Origin of the sequence: Planococcus notacanthi, from assembly GCF_030407825.1 — a bacterium.
Taxonomy (GTDB): Bacteria; Bacillota; Bacilli; order Bacillales_A; family Planococcaceae; genus Planococcus; species Planococcus notacanthi.
Genome location: NZ_JASDCQ010000001.1, coordinates 1,445,454 through 1,464,086, shown reverse-complemented (window position 1 = coordinate 1,464,086; position 18,633 = coordinate 1,445,454). Strand labels below are relative to the sequence as shown.

Genomic DNA, 18,633 nt, shown 5'->3' with positions numbered 1-18,633 from the left:
GCAGGAATACAAGTGTTTTTGTCGAATAATAATAGAGTCCGTGTTTAACCCAAACTTATCAAGGGTAGAAAAGGGATATAACATAAATTCGTTAAAAGGAGGAAACAGGATGGATTGGCAAATCTTGCTTTACATTGCCGCGATCGTCGCCGCTGTTGGATTCTTAATTCTATGCGTAGCGTTGGCAATGACATTAAATTCGCTGAAAAACACTTTAAAAGAAGTTTCAGGCACCGTAGCTGGTCTTGAAAATCAATTGCAGGGGGTAACGTTGGAAACAACCAATCTGCTGCATAAGACAAATGAACTAGCTGAAGACATTCAAGTAAAATCAGAAAAATTGAATGGTGTAGTTGACGCAGTTAAAGGCGTCGGCAACTCTGTTACTGATTTGAACTCTACTGTCCGCCACATCACGTCACGCGTTGGTGTGCAAGTAGAACAGAACGAAGACAAAATCGCACAAGTTGTCCAATGGGGCAATGTCTTTATGGGCATCCGCGACAAATGGAATGAGCGTAAAATTTATGAAGCTCGTGCAAACTCTACTTATGAACCAGTACCAGGCCAAAAAAAATTACCGCATAACGAACAATACTAAAACTGCTTTTACCACTAATACTAATTGGAGGGAATATCAATGAGCAAAAACAAAGATAATTTTACCCAATCTAACAACTATAACGATTCACAGTATAACAAGGATTACTACACTCAAGGCGGTCAATACAACCAGAACAGCGGCCGCAACTATCAGCAAAGTGATTATGTGCCGCAGTCGTACGGCGCTTCTAACCGTTATGACGACTTATATGATTATGAAGAATCAGGCGGAGGCTCGAGCTTCCTAGTCGGTATTTTAGTCGGCGGGATCGTCGGAGCTGCAGCTGCTCTATTCCTAGCTCCGAAATCAGGCAAAGAATTCCAGGCTGATTTAAAAAATCAAGCCACTACATTGAAAGAAAAAGCAGCTCAGCAATCGGATTCTAATGATGATTCTGCTGGTTTTGCTCAACAATTAAAAGAACAATCAACTAAAGTTGTTGATAAAGTGAAAAACATGAAAGGCGGAACGTCACCAATGGACGATGGCACAGCTTCATCTGAAGGCGAAGAGTCCATCAACATCCATTCGACTGTCCAAAACAGTACAAGCCAGTCAGCAGACAAAAAAGGATCCGATGCGTTCACTTCTACTGCTAACGCTTTAAAAGAAGCAGTTGAAGAAGTGAAAGAAGAAAAAAAATCGGGTTCAAGTTCGTCGTCAGTAGCCGGCAACACTGGCAGCAGCACAAACAGCAATACTGCGAATTCAAGCACAGGTCCAAATACGACCAGCAGCAACAACAACAGCAATAAATCGTCAAATACCAGCAACACGAATAAATCAACAAACTCTAACAGCAACAACAATAGCAACAACAGCAACAACAAATCATCCAATAATTCATCAAGCAACAACTACAATAAAAAGAATTAATCTGGGAGCGGTTTAGATGGAAAACTTAGTGCATGTAAACAGTCTGGACAGTTTAAAGCAAGCCGTAGGGAATAACCAGCATTACTGGCTTTTTAAACATAGCAGTACATGCCCGGTATCTGCTAAAGCGTGGAATGAGTATAACGAATATTGCTCATTACACCCGCACCAAGTCTTTTTGTATCTAGTGGTGCAAGAAGACCGGGAATTCTCTCAAGCGATTGAAGAGATAACGGGAGTTAAGCATGAGTCGCCACAATTGTTCCATTTTACGAGTCAAAAAGTTGATTGGCACGCTTCCCACAACAATATTAAAAGAGAATCTATGCAAGAATTTATTGCTTAGAAATTAGCCGAAGCCTTGGTGCTTCGGCTTTTTCATGTTCGAAATACTTTAGCGCGTTGAATCGCTAAAATAAATTTCGTGACTTTACCGAATAGTTTGCTTATAATAGTCCTATCATGTTAATATGAGTCACCTGATAAAGGTTATTCGCGAAAGGGGAAGTTATAGAATGAGTAATTTAGATTTAGAACAGCTAAGAGAAAAAGTGGATGCAGTCAACCTGCAAATTCTGTCTCTGATCAACGAGAGAGCTTCCGTAATTCAAGACATCGGAAAATTGAAAGAAAAACAAGGAGTTGACCGCTACGATCCGTTGCGGGAACGCCACATGTTGAACTTGCTGAAAGATAATAATGACGGTCCATTAGAACAGAAGACCGTTGATCATATTTTTAAGGAAATCTTCAAATCTGCCTTAAACATGCAAGAAGAAGATACACGCAAAGCATTGCTCGTTTCACGCAAAAAGAAAGCTGAAGATACTGTTATTACAATCAACGGCGAACAAGTCGGTGCTGGTGAGCCTTCTTTCATCTTTGGCCCATGTGCAGTTGAATCTCAGGATCAAGTATCGAAAGTTGCTGAAGCCATCGGAGCTAAAGGATTGAAGATGATCCGCGGTGGAGCTTACAAGCCGCGTACATCGCCTTACGATTTCCAGGGTCTTGGTTTAGAAGGATTGAAGATGCTGAAAAATGCAGCCGATCAGTATAACTTGGCTGTTGTATCTGAAATCGTCACACCTTCCCATTTAGAAGCTGCTCTTGACTACGTAGACGTAGTTCAAGTCGGCGCCCGCAATATGCAGAACTTCGAATTGCTGAAAGCTGTCGGGTCGATCAACAAACCGGTTCTACTGAAACGCGGAATGTCAGCGACTATCGAAGAATTCATCAATGCGGCTGAATACATCATCGCTTCAGGAAATGAAAACATCATTTTATGTGAACGCGGTATCCGCACATATGAAAAAGCGACACGCAACACCTTGGATATTTCAGCAGTGCCAATCTTGAAACAAGAAACGCACCTTCCGGTATTTGTTGACGTAACGCATTCAACCGGCCGCCGTGACTTGTTGTTGCCAGCAGCTAAAGCTGCAATCGCAATTGGAGCAGATGGCGTTATGGCTGAAGTTCATCCGGATCCGGCAGTAGCCTTATCAGATGCTCAACAACAAATGGATTTGGGTCAATTCGATGAGTACTACGATGCGTTGATGAAGTTCATGAAACAATATGAAATGAAAGTGTGACACTGAAAAGTCGGATAAACTCCGGCTTTTCTTTTTTTAGTTGATATTGTTGAAGAATTTGTCGTATGATTAGAGAAAGACTGGAAAAGGAGGGCGCACAATGACCGTTACGATATACGATGTGGCACGTGAGGCAAACGTTTCCATGGCTACTGTGTCACGTGTAGTAAATGCCAATCAAAACGTAAAACCTGCCACAAGAAAGAAAGTATTGAAAGTAATAGAAGAATTGGGCTATCGTCCAAATGCTGTTGCTCGTGGACTTGCAAGCAAAAAAACAACGACGGTCGGCGTCATCATACCCGATATTTCCAATAGCATGTATGCTGAATTAGCCCGTGGAATTGAAGATATCGCTACGATGTACCGTTACAACATCATTTTATCCAATTCAGATCAGAACGAAAATAAGGAACTTCAGTTATTGGAAACCATGCTGGGTAAACAAGTGGATGGCATCGTCTTTATGAGCGATGTAATCTCATCTGAACTTCTTTATGAAATGCAACGTTCTCCAACGCCAATCGTTTTGGCAGGTTCGATAGATGAATCGGCAGCAATTGCTTCGGTTAATATCGATTATTATGGTGCTGCCTATGAAGTGGTCAAGAAATTTATCGACAATGGCCATAAAAAAATTGCTTTTGTATCGGGACCGTTCACTTCAAGAATCAATAAAGCCTATAAGTTGAAAGCTTATCGAGAAGCATTGGCAGACGCAGGCATTGAGTTTGATGAGAACTTGGTTGTGGAATGCAACAACACTTATGATGAAGGCATCGAAGCAGCAAAAACGTTGGCTGCTTTTGAGCCTACTGCTTATTTTGTCAGCAATGACGAAATGTCGATCGGTGTTCTCCATGGATTGGGAGAGCTAGGGAAAACAATACCGGAAGATGCAGAAGTCATCAGCTATGAAAATTCAAAGCTGGCGCGCATGGCTCGTCCGACACTGACATCTGTCGCTTTCCCGCTCTATGATATTGGAGCAGTTTCAATGCGTTTGCTGACGAAGTATATGAACGATGAGGAAATTGAAGAAAAGCAGGTCATTCTTCCATACCGCATCGAAGAAAGACAATCGACGAAGCAAGAATAACCGCTATAGATACAATAAGAGTGATCAAGTAGAATTTAGAAAAGCCTGTCCGGATTGCAAATCCAGACAGGCTTTCTTATCGCATGAACAAAAAAAGAGTCGACGGAATTTCTCCGGCGGCTCTTTTTTGCTATGATCACCCTTATTTATTGCGGATCATATACAGTGCTTTATTCAACATTTGCTGATTCTTGTCAGTGATTTCGGCTTTCCGTGGAATGGCTTTATACATATTCGGAGGATCTTCCCAAGTGTCAATCAATTTCACAGGGGATTCCGGCTGCCATTTCTCCATCCAAGAAACCGGCAACTTGCCTGTTGGAATGGAAAAATTGTTCATTTCCATCCAAATCAACGACCAAGCTCTCGGAACTACGCGCCAAATATCATATCCACCGCCGCCAACAGCTATCCAGCGGCCATCACAGTACTCATGGGCGAGTTCATGAGCAATCTTGGGTATTTCCTTGTAAATATTCATAGTACCGTATAAATGCGTCAGAGGGTCCAAATAATGGGCGTCTGCTCCATTCTGTGTCAAAATGACATCTGGCTTAAAGAATTCAATGATTTCTTTCATGGACGTACGGTAAATTTCGAGAAAAGATTCATCTTCGGTGAATGCATCGATCGGAAAATTGAAAGAAGTTCCATATCCTTGGCCACTGCCGCGTTCATTGATGTTTCCGGTTCCTGGAAAGAGGTAGCGGCCGGTTTCATGGATGGAAACCGTACAAACATCGGGATCGTCATAAAAACTCCATTGAACGCCATCGCCGTGATGGGCATCGGTATCAATATACATGACGCGCGCATTGTATTTGCTTTTCAAGTAGTTGATGGCAACTGAGCTGTCGTTATAGATGCAAAACCCGGAAGCTTTGCCTCTGAAGCCATGGTGAAGCCCGCCGCCTAAGTTCAACGCATGCTGCGCTTTTCCTTCCATGACGTAATCGACAGCCGTTAAGGTTCCACCGACCAGACGGGCACTGGCTTCATGCATGTTTTCGAATATCGGTGTATCTTCCGTGCCGATGCCGTAGCTTTCGCCGGCTTCTGGCGTGATTTCTCCACGGCTTGCTTTCTTGACGATGTCGATATACCGCTCATCGTGGGCAAGCAGCAGTTCTTCGTCAGTGGCGATGCGTGCAGGGACAACCAATTCATCTGGAAGCGCATTCATTTTTTTTAATAAATCAATCGTCAATACAAGTCTTTTCTGGTTGAATGGATGTGTTTCAGAAAATTTATACCCCAATTGATCTTCTGAAAAGATGAATACAGCATGTTTCATTCGTTCACTTGCGGCATGTTTGGCCATAGGACATCGAATCCTTCTTTTTTTAGGTCGCTGATAATGGCAAGTGGATTCATCGTCTGGACGCGGAAAACAAGAATTTTATTGCTGTTGTTTTCTCTGTCGGGGTAAACGAGTACACTCAGCACATTAACGTTCTGCTCATGGAAAACTTTGGACACCTCATACAGGATTCCAGAACGGTTTTCCACACGGACTTCAATTTGGGAGCCGGGCTGATGGGCACCTGTCAGCTCGATGAAGGTATACAAAAGATCCGTCTCAGTCAGGAAACCGACAAGCTCATCGTTGCTGACGACCGGAATGCAGCCGATTTTATATTCATAGAAAATCATCGCCACTTCTTCGACAAAGTCGAGCGGGTGGGCAGTGACGGGATTGGGCGTCATGATTTCTGCCACTTTCTTTTTATAGGGTTCACCTTTAGGAGCTACGGTGAATCTGGATGGGACAGCATCTTTAAGATCCCGATCGGTTACGATCCCGACCACTTTTCCGTCATCGACAATCGGTGCATGCCGAATGCGTTTTTCCTTAAATAAGTCCATGACGTCCTGGACCGTTTGATCAGAACTCAATGTAAAAACATCGGTTTTCATAATTTCTTCCACTAGCATATGAACACCCCTTCAGTAATAAATCAGTACATATAACGATTCATAAACCGCAGCTGATCGAATTTTTGGATCGATTCATTGTCGACACGGCTGCCGATTTTTGCCATCAAGCAATTGGCCGGATGTGAGCTGATTTCAGGATCATCCGTGGCATAATATTCCAACCCGCCGGCTTGCATCATTTTCTCCATGATTTTGCGGTATTCCCAGACATTTAAGCCAGTTCCTTTCAAATCCCAATGCCAGTAATACTCAGTGGTAATGACAATGAAATCTTCAAAAGCGTCATCCATCATCGAGATTTTCAATAATGATTTTCCGACGCCGCTGCCCCGGTATTTGGGGATGACTTCAATTGCACCGAGCTCGATCAGGTTGTCCATTTTTCCTTCGGACCACCGTTCCAAAGGATCAGGATAAAGGAATGTGACATAACCGACAATGGTATTGTTTTCGCGGGCAATAAGAATTCGGCCTTCCGGCAAGTCAGCAATTTCTACAATGGCCTTATGCTGTTGGGCAGGTGGCCTGAAAGCGACCAGGTCTTCATGAAACTCGAGTTCATTTAATTCTTTTCCAGGAAGAGGGCCTTCAATGGTCAAAAGACCATGTTTGGTTTCCAGCTCCGTGGAGTTATACGTTTTTTTATGTTCCATCTTTTCACCGCCTGTAGGATACAATTAGCTACATTATACATGAACTGATGGAAGATATGGAAAAAAGCTGGCGAAATAAGCTATATTTTCTAAAAAGTTAAAATAATTAGCATTCAATTGTGACAATGTTGTAGAATATAAGGTAATCAATCTGAAAGGGTGATCAGGATGAAAGTGGAAGCGTTACCAGCAAGAGCAGGGGTGCATCAATTACATAACTATGAAGAGATAGCTGAGAATTTCGATTGGACTGAAGTCGAGAAGGAATTCAGTTGGTATGAAAGCGGAAAAGTAAATATGGCTCATGAAGCGATTGATCGCCATGCCGATTCCGACCGAAAAAACAAAGTGGCTCTGTACTACAAGGATCAGAATAGAAATGAGTCGTATACATTCTATCAGATGAAGCGCATGACAAACCGTGCGGCCAATTTATTGAAGGAAAATTCAACATTGGAAAAAGGGGATCGGATCTTTATTTTCATGCCACGTTCTCCAGAATTGTATTTTCTGATGTTTGGCGCGTTGAAAATGGGTCTGATTGTCGGACCGTTATTTGAAGCATTTATGGAAGGTGCGATTTATGACCGGTTGGATGACAGTGATGCCAAATCGATCATTACGACACCGGAGCTGTTGAGCCGTGTACCGTATGACCGTTTGCCGAAATTGGAGACGGTTTTCCTGGTGGGAGAAGACGTCGCTGAACACGAGGGGCACATCGATGTACTGAAGCACTTGCCAACTAGTTCCGATAAATTTGAAATTGAGTGGCTGGACAAAGAAGATGGTTTGGTTCTTCATTATACATCGGGTTCCACAGGCAAGCCGAAAGGTGTTTTGCATGCCCAGTATGCAATGGTGCAGCAATACCAGACCGGCAAATGGGTCTTGGATTTCACTGAAACCGATATCTATTGGTGTACAGCGGATCCAGGCTGGGTGACAGGAACGGCATATGGGGTGTTTTCACCTTGGCTCAACGGTGTTACGACAGTCATTTTAGGGGGACGTTTCTCGCCGGATGGCTGGTACAAAGCGATTGAGGATTTTGGCGTAACCATCTGGTATAGCGCGCCGACTGCCTTCCGTATGCTGATGGGAGCGGGGGACGCTTTAGTGAAAGAGTATGATTTATCGACACTGCGCCATGTATTATCGGTGGGCGAACCATTAAACCCTGAAGTAGTGAGATGGGGAGCTCAAGTATTCGATAAACGTATCCACGATACATGGTGGATGACGGAAACGGGTGCGCAGACCATCTGTAACTATCCATCTATGGCTATCAAGCCGGGGTCGATGGGCAAACCGGTGCCAGGCCTCAAAGTTGCGATTGTAGATGACCAGGGGAATGAACTGCCGCCGAATCAAATGGGCAACCTGGCCATTGAAAAAGGCTGGCCGGCTATGATGCGCCAAATTTGGAACAACCCAGCGAAATACGAATCCTATTTCCTGAAAGACAAATGGTATGTTTCAGGAGATTCGGCTTATATGGACGAAGAAGGCTATTTCTGGTTCCAGGGACGAGTGGATGATGTCATCATGACTTCAGGTGAACGCGTCGGCCCGTTTGAAGTGGAAAGCAAACTGTTGGAACATCCAGCAATTGCCGAAGCCGGTGTAATCGGCAAACCAGATCCGGTACGTGGTGAAATTATCAAGGCGTTTGTCGCTTTGGTTGACGGTTATGAACCATCGGAAGAATTAATAGAGGATATCCGCCAATTCGTCAAAAAAGGCTTGGCTGCGCATGCAGCGCCACGTGAAATCGAGTTTAAGGATAAACTTCCAAAAACGCGAAGCGGTAAGATTATGCGCCGTGTCTTGAAAGCTTGGGAGCTGGATTTGCCGACAGGCGATTTATCTACAATGGAAGATTAATGCACAGAAAAAGAAGCCGTTCACGTGAACGGCTTCTTTTTTAAGAAATAAAACCCCGATTCGCTACTCAGGCGAATCGGGGTTTATTTTTGTTAAGCCGCGTCGTCTTCAGCAGGCTCTTCGGGTTCTTCCGGTTCGTCTGGAGCAGGCTCTTCTTCAGCCGGCTCTTCAGGTTCTTCTTCCGGAGGAGCTTCTTCCTCTTCTTCAGCTGGAGGAGTTTCAACTTCCTCTTCAGCAGGTGGTTTTTCTTCCGCCTCCGGTTCTTTTTCTTCCGGCGGCGGTGTTGGTTTCGGTTCTGGCTTCGGTTCAGGTTTCGGCTTCGGCTTCGGTGCCGCTATGCTGACACTGCTTGAAGCTGCCGATTGCTTGCCTGTAATATCTACGGCCACTACTGTATAACTTCCGGCTCCTGAAGCAGAATAGGAATTTCCTTTCGCTTCAGAAATTGAGGCCACACGGGAACCGCCTTTGTAGACACGATATCCTACCACGTCATTGGAAGGAGAATCGGTCCAAGTAATCGTATTGCCATTGATGGCCGCTTTGACGCCTGCAGGAGCTGCACCGTCAGCTTTGAATGCAGCGCCTGAAACAACAGAAGAAAACTTCGAATTGCCAGGGAACAGCTTGCTGGCGTCTCCGCCGAACGGTGCCATCATGCGGTCGATGTATTTCTGCGACACGCCGATGCCTCCGCCAGAAACAAATTCACTTGGCGTGCTTGATAAGGCAGCATAGCGTTTTCCATTGATCGAAGTAAATGAACCACTGGTTAAGCTATCGTCTTTTTCTGTTGGAACCATTGCTTTGGCATTGAATAAATCAGAACGGACAAGTCCTGCTTCTTGGCAGGCGCCGCCTGGAGCAAGTCCGGAGATTCCGCAGAATGACTTCGTCACGACGCCTTCGGGCTGTTTGAACTTCTCGGCTGTACCGACCAGTTCTGGCTTGACATCATAACTGGCATTCATCAAACGCGCCCACAATTGATTGACACGCAGAGAAGCCGGCAAATCGCGGTTTTCAAACTGTGACAAAGTGAATTTTTCAGAATCATAGCCGAGCCAGACGCCCATGGTTATATTCGGGTTATAGCCGACCAACCACACGTCTTTTGTGCTCTGGGTTGTTCCTGTTTTACCAGCGAAATCGGCATTGAATTTCAATAAACCATTTGCCCGTTTCGCTGTTCCGCGATCGGTCTTGAAGACATCGCGCAACATATCCGTCAACACGTAAGCAGTTGGAGGCGTGAATACTTCTGCCGGCTCCACTTTATGTTCGTAGATGACATTGCCTTCAGCGTCTTCGATTTTGTCGATCATCGTCGTTTGAACATATTGGCCATTGTTTCCGACCATTGCATATCCATTGGTGATTTCTTCTACAGATGCTTCAATTCCTCCGCCAAGGGCAGAAGAGTAGTTATCGTTTTCCGCTTTTTCAACACGCGTAAATCCAGCGTTCATCATGTACTGGATCGGCATTTGCTGTTGAATTTGAGCAAATAAACGAAGAGTGGGTAAGTTTTGGGATTGCGCCAATGCATCGCGTGCCGGCATAATCCCCTGTTCACTTGTAGCAATAAAGTTTGCAGGTCTCCACATTGTACTGCCGTCCATATGTTCGAATTTCACATCGACCAACGGTGAGCCGGCACCAATCTGTCCCAATTCGATAGCAGGGCCGTAAACCAATAGAGGTTTTACGGTAGACCCCATTGATCGGTACGCTGATGTGGCGTGATTCAGGTTTTCGACATCATGGTCACGCCCCCCAACAAAGCTAAGGATGCGTCCAGTGGCATTTTCAATCATGATGCTGCCGACTTGAACAGGGAATTGTTTGTCAACAACTTCTCCTGCATCGTTCGTCCCTTTACCTCCGACGGTTGTGCCGTATGATGGATAGGACTTTTGAGCTTCTTCCTGTGCCAGATAAAGATCTTTGTCGATGGTCGAATGAATCCGGTAGCCGTTTGAACGGACTGCCCGGTCTGCAAGAATTGCATACTCTTCGTAAAGCTTATCGTTTTCTGTAAGTGTGGCAGGATCAATGCCGTCTTTTTCAGCTAAAACATCCATAAGAATGCGGGAAGCCCGTTTTTCAATTTCCACTGTAACGAAGGGGAACTCGGAATAAGATCGCGATTCGTTCTGGCGGAAATCGGATACGATATCGTAAGCGATGGCTTCATCGTATTCCTGCTGGGTAATGTATTCAGTCTCTTTCATTCTGTAAAGCACCGTTTTCATCCGGTCAAGACCAGGCTGCAATCCAGCTTCATCTTTTAATTTTCCACCTTCAAAGTAAGGTGTATAGCTATATGGAGCTTTTGGAATGCCGGCAATGAATGCCGCTTGTGGAAGGTTCAGATCACTCGCCGGCACATTGAATATCCCTTTTGCTGCCGTTTCAATACCGGCAATATGGGCACCAGAAGAAATTCGGCCATAAGGAATGATATTCAAGTAGGCTTCCATAATCTCGTTTTTCGTCATGAATTTTTCCAGGCGCATAGCCAAAAGGATTTCTTTCGCTTTTCGTTCATAGGAAACTTCATTGGTCAAAATCTGATTTTTGATCAACTGCTGTGTCAGCGTTGAACCGCCTGTCTGGCTGTCTGAATTTGATACATCCTGGAACAGGCCTCGGAGAATCGCTTTTGGCACGATTCCTTCATGCTCGAGAAAGTATTCATCTTCAGTAGCGAGAACGGCATCTTTGGCGTAGGTTGACACTTTATCCAGAGTCGTGACTTCACGCTCCAAATCTGTCTGCAGCTTTCCAAGGTATACATCATTGTCGAAATACAGTTCTGATGTTTCTTCGAAACTGTAGATTTCGCCCCGCATTTCATCCGGGGTCCGCAGTTTCTCTTCATCCACCAGCGAAGCAAAATAGCCGGCTCCAACAGACGCTGCGAAGACTCCGCCGGTAACCAGGACAATCGCCAGAATCAATGCCAGATTCCATATGACTCCTGATGTAATGCTCAGTCGCTTAAACCATTTGGTTGAAGCCCATCTATCGGTTGTTTCCTCGGCTTTTTTCGTCCAATATTTTATTTTATCACGCACGTTATCGCCCTCCTAAAATCCATTATATTATATCATATTCTCATAATTGCACCTAAACTTATTGACAATGCCATATAATAAAGTAAACTACTAATATATTTGATATTTTAAACGTTGAAGGGTCCGAAGTAGAGCATGTGATTTTGTTTAGAGAGCCGGTGGATGGTGCGAACCGGTCAAAACATATGATTCGAATTACAGGCCTGGAGTTTACGGAAGTGCCCCGTTCGGCACATGATGAGAGGGAGAATCTTTTCTCCAAGCTGGGTGGTACCGCGCAATTGCGTCCCTGCATGAATCAATCATGCAGGGGCTTTTTTATGTGGTTTTACAGTTCTCATCGCTTTAAAATTTTGAGGAGGAATTACAATGGCGAACGAATTGATTCAAGACTTACAATGGCGTGGTTTGCTGTACCAGCAGACCGATGAAGAAGGTATGGAAAAATTATTGGATGAACAGAAAATTTCCTTGTACTGTGGAGTCGATCCGACAGCAGACAGCATGCATATCGGGCACATTGTTCCATTATTGACGCTGCGCCGTTTTCAAATGCATGGCCATCAGCCGATCTTATTGGTTGGCGGAGCGACAGGAATGATTGGAGACCCTTCAGGGCGGAATGAAGAGCGTCAGCTGCAGACAACTGAACAGATCGACCGCAACGTGGAAGGCATCAAAGTGCAGATGGAACAGATTTTTGATTTCCAATCCGAAAACGGGGCGAAAATGGTCAATAACCGGGACTGGGTCGGCAAGATGAGCGTCATCGAATTCCTGCGCGATTACGGAAAATTGATTTCGGTCAACTACATGCTCGCTAAAGATTCTGTTGCCTCCCGCTTGGAAACGGGCATCTCCTTTACGGAGTTTTCTTATACTCTGATACAGGCAATCGACTTTAACCATTTATACAACGAACACAATTGCCGCATCCAAATCGGTGGATCCGACCAGTGGGGGAACATTACTTCCGGCCTTGAAATGATCCGCAAAACACATGACGAAGAAGCAAAAGCATTTGGCATCACCATTCCGCTGGTAACAAAAGCAGATGGCACCAAATTCGGTAAATCAGCCGGCGGCGCTGTCTGGTTAGATCCGAAAAAGACGACGCCTTATGAGTTTTACCAGTTCTGGATCAACGCAGCAGATGCGGATGTCATCAAATACTTGAAGATTTTCACGTTCATCAGCCGCGAAGAAATTGAAGCGTTGGAAGTGACAGTAGAAACTGAAGCACACCTGCGTAAAGCACAAAAAACTTTGGCAGAAGAAATGACTAAATTGATTCACGGTGAGGAAGCCCTTGCTGATGCACAGCGCATCACGAAAGCTTTGTTCAGCGGAGACTTGAAGGCCTTGTCAGCAGAAGAAATGAAAGCTGCCTTTAAAGACGTACCCTCAGTGGAAATGCCGAAAGAAAGCAAATCCATTGTCGACTTGATCGTTGAAGCTGGCATTTCGTCATCGAAAAGACAGGCACGCGAAGATGTTACGAATGGCGCGATTTCGGTAAACGGTGAAAAAGTTGTCGATCTGGATTACGTAGTTGATGAAAAAGACCGACTGGAAGATGCATTTGCCATCATCCGCCGGGGCAAAAAGAAATACCATATGGTCCAGTTCCAATAAACAATAACAATAAAAGGGCAGCCGGAGAAATTTCGGCTGCTCTTTTGCCGTTTAAAAGGAAAATGGAGGATGAACGTTTAAACAGAAATGCAGCGGGTAAGATGAGGAATGAACGGCGATTGACTTTACTAAAACTTCTGGGAGGCGATGGAAATGTCAAGAGTAGTTGGATCATACGAAACGGAAAACGAAGCCATTCGGGCAATTGAAGATTTACAACGGCAAGGCTATCGCAGTGAAGATATTTCCGTATTGAGCAAAGACAAAAAGGAAACAGAAAACATAACAGAAGAAACGGGGACGCATGCTGGGGAAGGCGCGGCGGCCGGTGCGATAACCGGTGGAGCTCTTGGTGGCCTCGGTGGCGTATTGGCTGGAATTGGCGCCTTGGCAATTCCGGGGATCGGCCCGATTGTAGCAGCCGGGCCGATAGCAGCTGGTCTAACGGGGGCAGCTGCAGGAGCTGGTGTAGGGGGCCTTGCAGGTGCCCTGATCGGACTTGGAATCCCGGACGAAGAAGCAGAAATGTACGAAACGCATTTTAATGAAGGAAAAATTTTGGTGCTGGTCGAAGAAAACGACAGTACGATTCCGGACCGCAATGACCGTGACACTTTTATCGGTGAACGGGATCCGCTGATCGGGAATGAAAAGACGACAACCATAAGAGGCGATCAAAGCGAGTTGGACAATGACCCGCTGCGCGGCAACCGCCGTGGCCAAGCTGGATTGTAAAGATGATTCTAAATTGGAAAAAGCCATCCTGTTGGATGGCTTTTTTTGTTTGCCGAGTGATGGGAAAAACGTTGCACCTGGCATCTAGACCTGTTTTTCTTTAATGAAGCGGGGGAGTTCCATGTCGGAAAACTCTTCGGGATGAATCAGTTTCCCCAGGCGGATAGCTCCTTCAATCAATCGAGGAGAAGGGCGGCAATATAGTTCTTCTTCCATAACGTGAATTTGGTCGATGGCTTTCATTTCATTCCATCCCGGGCGTTTTTTGACGAGTTCCGGTTTGACTTTGGCAGTCAGGATGCCGACCCAAGCAAGCAATATATAATCAGGCTGACGGTTGAATACATCATTCCAATCGGTTTGGACATTGGCTGAATCGATATCATCGAAAACGTTGCGGGCGCCTGTTAGGCGGCTGATCTCGTTCAGCCAGTTGATGTTCCCTGGCGTGAAAACGGGTTTTGGCCACCATTCCCAATAGAGGGATGGCCGAGCTGTCGCTTTTTCGCCGCGTTTTTTGATGTCTTCGATAACCGATAAGTATTCAGAGTGGACAGTGGTGGCATCGATTCCACAGGCATCGGCCACTTTTAACAGGTCCTGCCCGATTTCTTCCAGCGTTTGAGGATCCAGTACGAGATGCGGTATCTTTCGCCGGACCAGTTCGTCAACATTCTTTTCCATTCCGGGCACGCTCAGCGAAGCCAGAACCAAGTCGGGCTTTAAGGCTTCGAGTTCATCCATACGGATTGATAAATCTGGCCCAAGCCGAGGCAATGCCGTAATTTCTTTTGGCCAATCTGAATAATCATCAATGCCGACCAATAAATGTTCCGCATTTAAAAATGCCAATAATTCTGTATTGCTCGGGCAAATTGAAATAATTCGCATCCAGCTCCACCTCCATTTTTTATTAGTTTACCATGCTATCGAAATTTTTTTGTTCTGAATTGTTGAAATGGGCAAAACCAAGTATGATGGTTAAGAGATACAACTGATGGATTCTGGCCAATTAACTTGATTGTCGACTTACAGTCAGGTGAAGAAGGATTCAATTTCCGCTTATTTGGGTAAGCATAGGAAGGTAAACAATTGAAGGACCGTCTGATTGGGATTTATTGAATTGAAATTATAAGCGAGAGTGGGGTGAGGCTATTGTTCGGATTTGCAGGATATCCAATCATGCAGCCGTCGCAATAGCTGGTAAATGTTGAAAGACCAAGACTTGTTTGAGTACTTAAGCGCACGAACCTGGAAAATGACAGAAGACTGGTATGACTCCTTGGATAAAAATAAAGCAGGAGTGTACGGGACAAATGATCCGGATAAAGTGACCTTGCTGAAAGAGCAGAACCACGAATTTCATATTCGTTTTTGTGCCATGTTCCAGCAGGGGGAACGTGATTTTATGTCAGATTTTCAGGATTGGATCGAAACAATCGCCAAAGATGAAGCTCATCTTGATACGCCGATTGTGGAAGTCATCGGAGAGTTTTTCCGTACTCAGCAACAATACCTGGAAGAAATCGGTGCTTATGCCTTAGCCCATAAAGAAGAAATCAGCCACGAAACACTGATGGATTGGACCACGGCCGTCGTTCAAACCATCAGTAAAGTGATTGTGGAATTTACGGATAAAAATTCGAAAGCTGCTGAAAAGCGGATGAACTCCCAGCAGCAGATGATTGTAGAAATGAGTGCCCCCGTCATTCTGCTGGCTAAAAAGACAGGCATGCTGCCATTGATTGGTGAAATCACTCCTCATCGTTCAGAAATCATGTTTGAAAAAGCACTGGCGCAAAGTTCCAAGCACAACTTGGAAAAACTGTTCATCGATTTGTCCGGCGTGCCGCTCATCGATACGATGGTTGCCCAGCAGGTTTTCCAATTGATCAAAGGCCTTGAAATCATCGGCGTCCAAGTCGCATTGTCGGGTATTAGTCCGGTCATCGCACAAACTGCTGTACAATTAGGCATTAAATTTATCGACATTGAAGTTTATAACACGCTCGCACAGGCATTGAAACAAAATAGAGTTCATTTAGTTTAATAAAGTACGAAATCCCTGTGTCCTGTAGAGGTCTCGGGGATTTTTTTATGCGGTCTGGCTGATTGTTTGCAGAAACGGGATGTTTGTTTGCGGAATGGGAGGGGTTATTTGCGGAATTGCCTTGGTTATTTGCAGAATAAACAAATTGTTTGCAGACAATCGGAGTTTGTTTGCAGAATCCTAAAATTTCAAACGACGGCGTTTAAAAGGTCTCATCAGCATAAAGAAAAACCCCCAAATCCTTGAATTAACAAGGAATTGAGGGTTTTCATCACTCTGCTCAGGAAAAAGTTTTCCTTAACGTGAGTAGTACTCAACGATCAATTGTTCGTTGATTTCAGCAGACAATTCGCTGCGCTCTGGAAGGCGTACGAATGTTCCTGTTTTGCTATCAGTATCGATAGTTACGTATTCAGGAACGAAGTTGCTTACTTCGATTGCTTCGTTTACTACATCAAGGTTGCTTGATTTTTCGCGGAAAGCAATTGTTTGTCCTGGTTTCACGCTGAATGACGGAATGTCAACGCGTTTGCCATCAACAAGGATGTGGCCGTGGTTTACAAGCTGGCGAGCTTGGCGACGAGTGCGCGCAAGACCCAAACGGTAAACTACGTTGTCAAGGCGAGCTTCAAGAAGGATCATGAAGTTTTCACCGTGCTTACCAGGCATTTTGCCGGCTTTGTTGAACAAAGTTTTGAACTGACGTTCGTTAACTCCGTACATGAAGCGTAGTTTTTGTTTTTCTTGTAGTTGCAAACCGTATTCAGAAACTTTTCTGCGTTGGTTAGCACCGTGTTGACCTGGTGCGTAAGGGCGTTTTTCTAATTCTTTACCTGTGCCTGTAAGAGAAATTCCCAAACGGCGTGACAGTTTCCATGATGGACCTGTATAACGAGACATATAAGTCTCCTCCTCTGTTTTTGGTTTTTAGAGTAAAATAAAAACCAGATGCATTCATGCTGCAAGCCATTTTATATTCTTGTACCTTCGCTCAGCAGCCAAAGAGTTACACGATACACCTGCAATGAGGAATAAAATGGACGAACACGCACATACAACTGCTGCGATTATTTTACACAAAGCATAGTATAACCGATTTTCGCTCTTTAAGTCAACAGAGAGCTCTAGAACATTTAAAAGCAACAGCTTCCTTTTTTTGATTGTTCAAGGTAGAATGAAATTAAGTATGAATGTAAGCGCTTTCTATTTTAGTTAAGGGGTGGGTATTTATGAGAAATAAAGAGATGAACATGGAGACGGCTGTGATCCACAAAGGATACAACAGCTCCGAACATCACGACAGTCTGGTGACACCGCTTTATCAGACCTCGACATATTCTTTTGCCAATGCGCAAGAAGGGGAAGACCGCTTTGCCGGAAACAGTGAAGGCAATATATATTCGCGTCTCGGCAATCCGACAGTCCGGGTATTGGAAGAGCGGATGGCGGAAATTGAAGGGGGCCAAGGGGCGTTGGCTTTTGGTTCTGGAATGGCCGCAGTAAGCGCCACATTGATCTATTTGACAAAAGCGGGCGATCACGTGCTTTGCTCGAGAGGGATTTATGGCTGCACGTTCGGATTGCTTGAAATTATGGAGGAGAAATATGGCATTACGCATGATTTGGTGTCAATGACGACGGAACAGGAAGTGGAGCAGGCGATTAGGCCGGAAACAGTTTGCATCTATGTGGAGACGCCGATCAATCCAACGATGGAACTTGTCAACCTGCAGGCCGTAATGGCTGTGGCGAAAAAGCATGGTATCCGAGTGGTTGTAGACAACACATTCAGTTCGCCTTATTTGCAGAACCCACTGCGGATGGGAGCTGATTTTGTTTTGCATAGTGCCACCAAATATTTGAACGGCCATGGGGATGTGGTCGGCGGCGTTTTGGTGGGGCGTGATGCAGATGAAATGCAGCATGTCCGGATGACTGTGCAGAAGGATGTCGGCGGCATCATGTCGCCTTTTGACGCCTGGCTACTGCTTCGCGGGCTGAAAACGCTTCACGTACGGATGGACCGTCACGTCGCAAATGCTCAGAAAGTGCTGGAATTTTTAAAGCGGCAGGAACTGGTGAAAAAGATTTACTATCCATTTGACGTTCAGCATCCACAGTACGAAATTGCCAAGCAGCAAATGAGGCAGGGCGGCGGATTGATTTCTTTTGAAATTGAAGGCGGCAAAAAACAGGCACAGCAATTTCTGGATTCGCTGTCCCTCATCAAAATCGCTGTCAGTTTAGGTGATGCCGAGACACTGATCCAGCATCCGGCTACCATGACCCATGCCGCTGTACCACAGGAAAACAGAGAAGCGATGGGCATCAGTGACTCCTTGCTGCGGCTGTCAGTGGGGCTCGAGCATACGGATGATTTGATCGCTGACCTCAACTATGCGTTCGAACAGGTGAAACCAAAACTTCAGGAAATCTAAAAAAGACCCTGGACTCGACAATCGAGTCCAGGGTCTT

At 45.1% G+C, this 18,633-nt stretch carries 16 protein-coding genes and 1 other annotated feature; of the genes, 10 read left to right on the top strand and 6 right to left on the bottom strand.

The window, feature by feature from the left end:
• The first annotated feature begins 109 nt into the window (after positions 1-109).
• The 5 genes from QMA01_RS07145 to ccpA all read left to right on the top strand — a co-directional run bounded on the left by QMA01_RS07145 (position 110) and on the right by ccpA (position 4,180).
• A complete protein-coding gene (locus tag QMA01_RS07145) occupies positions 110-601 on the top strand; it encodes a DUF948 domain-containing protein (protein WP_191716699.1) in 492 nt (163 codons plus the stop codon).
• Between the two features lie 39 nt (positions 602-640).
• On the top strand, positions 641-1,480 hold the full coding sequence (locus tag QMA01_RS07140) for a YtxH domain-containing protein (protein ID WP_290214609.1): 840 nt from the start codon (positions 641-643) through the stop codon (positions 1,478-1,480).
• Between the two features lie 16 nt (positions 1,481-1,496).
• Positions 1,497-1,826 (top strand): bacillithiol system redox-active protein YtxJ, encoded by a 330-nt coding sequence (gene ytxJ, locus QMA01_RS07135; RefSeq protein WP_203341210.1) that lies wholly within the window; start codon positions 1,497-1,499, stop codon positions 1,824-1,826.
• 169 nt (positions 1,827-1,995) lie between these two features.
• The gene (locus QMA01_RS07130) at positions 1,996-3,081 is read left to right on the top strand and encodes a bifunctional 3-deoxy-7-phosphoheptulonate synthase/chorismate mutase (protein ID WP_191716702.1); all 1,086 of its coding nucleotides are present in this window, start codon (positions 1,996-1,998) and stop codon (positions 3,079-3,081) included.
• 100 nt (positions 3,082-3,181) lie between these two features.
• Complete coding sequence (ccpA, locus tag QMA01_RS07125; protein ID WP_191716703.1) at positions 3,182-4,180, top strand: catabolite control protein A; 999 nt, start codon at positions 3,182-3,184, stop codon at positions 4,178-4,180.
• A 142-nt stretch (positions 4,181-4,322) separates the two neighbouring features.
• Here ccpA and QMA01_RS07120 read toward each other — a convergent pair whose 3' ends face one another.
• Genes QMA01_RS07120 through QMA01_RS07110 form a run of 3 tightly spaced genes read right to left on the bottom strand, consistent with a single transcriptional unit; the run spans position 4,323 to position 6,771 of the window.
• Positions 4,323-5,474, bottom strand: a complete 1,152-nt coding sequence (locus QMA01_RS07120; RefSeq protein ID WP_191716756.1) for an acetoin utilization protein AcuC — start codon at positions 5,472-5,474, stop codon at positions 4,323-4,325.
• Positions 5,471-6,115, bottom strand: coding sequence for an acetoin utilization AcuB family protein (locus QMA01_RS07115; RefSeq protein ID WP_290214607.1), 645 nt, complete (start codon positions 6,113-6,115; stop codon positions 5,471-5,473). The genes QMA01_RS07120 and QMA01_RS07115 overlap by 4 nt, the downstream gene beginning before the upstream one ends.
• A gap of 23 nt (positions 6,116-6,138) precedes the next feature.
• On the bottom strand, positions 6,139-6,771 hold the full coding sequence (locus QMA01_RS07110; protein ID WP_191716705.1) for a GNAT family N-acetyltransferase: 633 nt from the start codon (positions 6,769-6,771) through the stop codon (positions 6,139-6,141).
• Positions 6,772-6,939: 168 nt separating this feature from the next.
• Between QMA01_RS07110 and acsA the strand changes: the two genes are divergently transcribed.
• A complete protein-coding gene (gene acsA, locus QMA01_RS07105; protein WP_191716706.1) occupies positions 6,940-8,658 on the top strand; it encodes an acetate--CoA ligase in 1,719 nt (572 codons plus the stop codon).
• A 92-nt stretch (positions 8,659-8,750) separates the two neighbouring features.
• On the opposite strand, the gene QMA01_RS07100 is transcribed toward acsA, so the two are convergent.
• A complete protein-coding gene (locus tag QMA01_RS07100) occupies positions 8,751-11,738 on the bottom strand; it encodes a transglycosylase domain-containing protein (protein WP_290214606.1) in 2,988 nt (995 codons plus the stop codon).
• Positions 11,739-11,843: 105 nt separating this feature from the next.
• Positions 11,844-12,032: a binding site (T-box leader), on the top strand.
• A 75-nt stretch (positions 12,033-12,107) separates the two neighbouring features.
• On the opposite strand from QMA01_RS07100, the gene tyrS reads away from it, so the two are divergent.
• Positions 12,108-13,373, top strand: a complete 1,266-nt coding sequence (gene tyrS, locus QMA01_RS07095; RefSeq protein ID WP_191716708.1) for a tyrosine--tRNA ligase — start codon at positions 12,108-12,110, stop codon at positions 13,371-13,373.
• Positions 13,374-13,520: 147 nt separating this feature from the next.
• Entirely contained in the window at positions 13,521-14,108 is a 588-nt protein-coding gene (locus QMA01_RS07090) for a general stress protein (protein WP_191716709.1), read from the top strand.
• 84 nt (positions 14,109-14,192) lie between these two features.
• Here the strand turns inward: QMA01_RS07090 and QMA01_RS07085 are convergent, their stop codons facing one another.
• Positions 14,193-14,999, bottom strand: coding sequence for a cobalamin-binding protein (locus QMA01_RS07085; RefSeq protein WP_191716710.1), 807 nt, complete (start codon positions 14,997-14,999; stop codon positions 14,193-14,195).
• Positions 15,000-15,315: 316 nt separating this feature from the next.
• On the opposite strand from QMA01_RS07085, the gene QMA01_RS07080 reads away from it, so the two are divergent.
• Complete coding sequence (locus QMA01_RS07080; RefSeq protein WP_290214605.1) at positions 15,316-16,158, top strand: STAS domain-containing protein; 843 nt, start codon at positions 15,316-15,318, stop codon at positions 16,156-16,158.
• A 297-nt stretch (positions 16,159-16,455) separates the two neighbouring features.
• On the opposite strand, the gene rpsD is transcribed toward QMA01_RS07080, so the two are convergent.
• A complete protein-coding gene (gene rpsD, locus QMA01_RS07075) occupies positions 16,456-17,058 on the bottom strand; it encodes a 30S ribosomal protein S4 (protein WP_191716712.1) in 603 nt (200 codons plus the stop codon).
• A gap of 329 nt (positions 17,059-17,387) precedes the next feature.
• Between rpsD and megL the strand changes: the two genes are divergently transcribed.
• Complete coding sequence (megL, locus tag QMA01_RS07070; protein WP_290214604.1) at positions 17,388-18,596, top strand: methionine gamma-lyase; 1,209 nt, start codon at positions 17,388-17,390, stop codon at positions 18,594-18,596.
• The last annotated feature ends 37 nt before the right edge of the window (positions 18,597-18,633 follow it).

Bases quoted from the DNA above. Each gene is read 5' to 3' on its own strand.
- tyrS (WP_191716708.1), top strand. From the start codon at position 12,108: ATGGCGAACGAATTGATTCAAGACTTACAATGGCGTGGTTTGCTGTAC.
- ytxJ (WP_203341210.1), top strand. From the start codon at position 1,497: ATGGAAAACTTAGTGCATGTAAACAGTCTGGACAGTTTAAAGCAAGCC.
- QMA01_RS07085 (WP_191716710.1), bottom strand. From the start codon at position 14,999: ATGCGAATTATTTCAATTTGCCCGAGCAATACAGAATTATTGGCATTT.
- QMA01_RS07145 (WP_191716699.1), top strand. From the start codon at position 110: ATGGATTGGCAAATCTTGCTTTACATTGCCGCGATCGTCGCCGCTGTT.
- ccpA (WP_191716703.1), top strand. From the start codon at position 3,182: ATGACCGTTACGATATACGATGTGGCACGTGAGGCAAACGTTTCCATG.
- QMA01_RS07110 (WP_191716705.1), bottom strand. From the start codon at position 6,771: ATGGAACATAAAAAAACGTATAACTCCACGGAGCTGGAAACCAAACAT.
- QMA01_RS07130 (WP_191716702.1), top strand. From the start codon at position 1,996: ATGAGTAATTTAGATTTAGAACAGCTAAGAGAAAAAGTGGATGCAGTC.
- QMA01_RS07140 (WP_290214609.1), top strand. From the start codon at position 641: ATGAGCAAAAACAAAGATAATTTTACCCAATCTAACAACTATAACGAT.
- QMA01_RS07090 (WP_191716709.1), top strand. From the start codon at position 13,521: ATGGAAATGTCAAGAGTAGTTGGATCATACGAAACGGAAAACGAAGCC.
- QMA01_RS07120 (WP_191716756.1), bottom strand. From the start codon at position 5,474: ATGAAACATGCTGTATTCATCTTTTCAGAAGATCAATTGGGGTATAAA.
- acsA (WP_191716706.1), top strand. From the start codon at position 6,940: ATGAAAGTGGAAGCGTTACCAGCAAGAGCAGGGGTGCATCAATTACAT.
- QMA01_RS07080 (WP_290214605.1), top strand. From the start codon at position 15,316: ATGTTGAAAGACCAAGACTTGTTTGAGTACTTAAGCGCACGAACCTGG.
- QMA01_RS07115 (WP_290214607.1), bottom strand. From the start codon at position 6,115: ATGCTAGTGGAAGAAATTATGAAAACCGATGTTTTTACATTGAGTTCT.
- megL (WP_290214604.1), top strand. From the start codon at position 17,388: ATGAGAAATAAAGAGATGAACATGGAGACGGCTGTGATCCACAAAGGA.
- rpsD (WP_191716712.1), bottom strand. From the start codon at position 17,058: ATGTCTCGTTATACAGGTCCATCATGGAAACTGTCACGCCGTTTGGGA.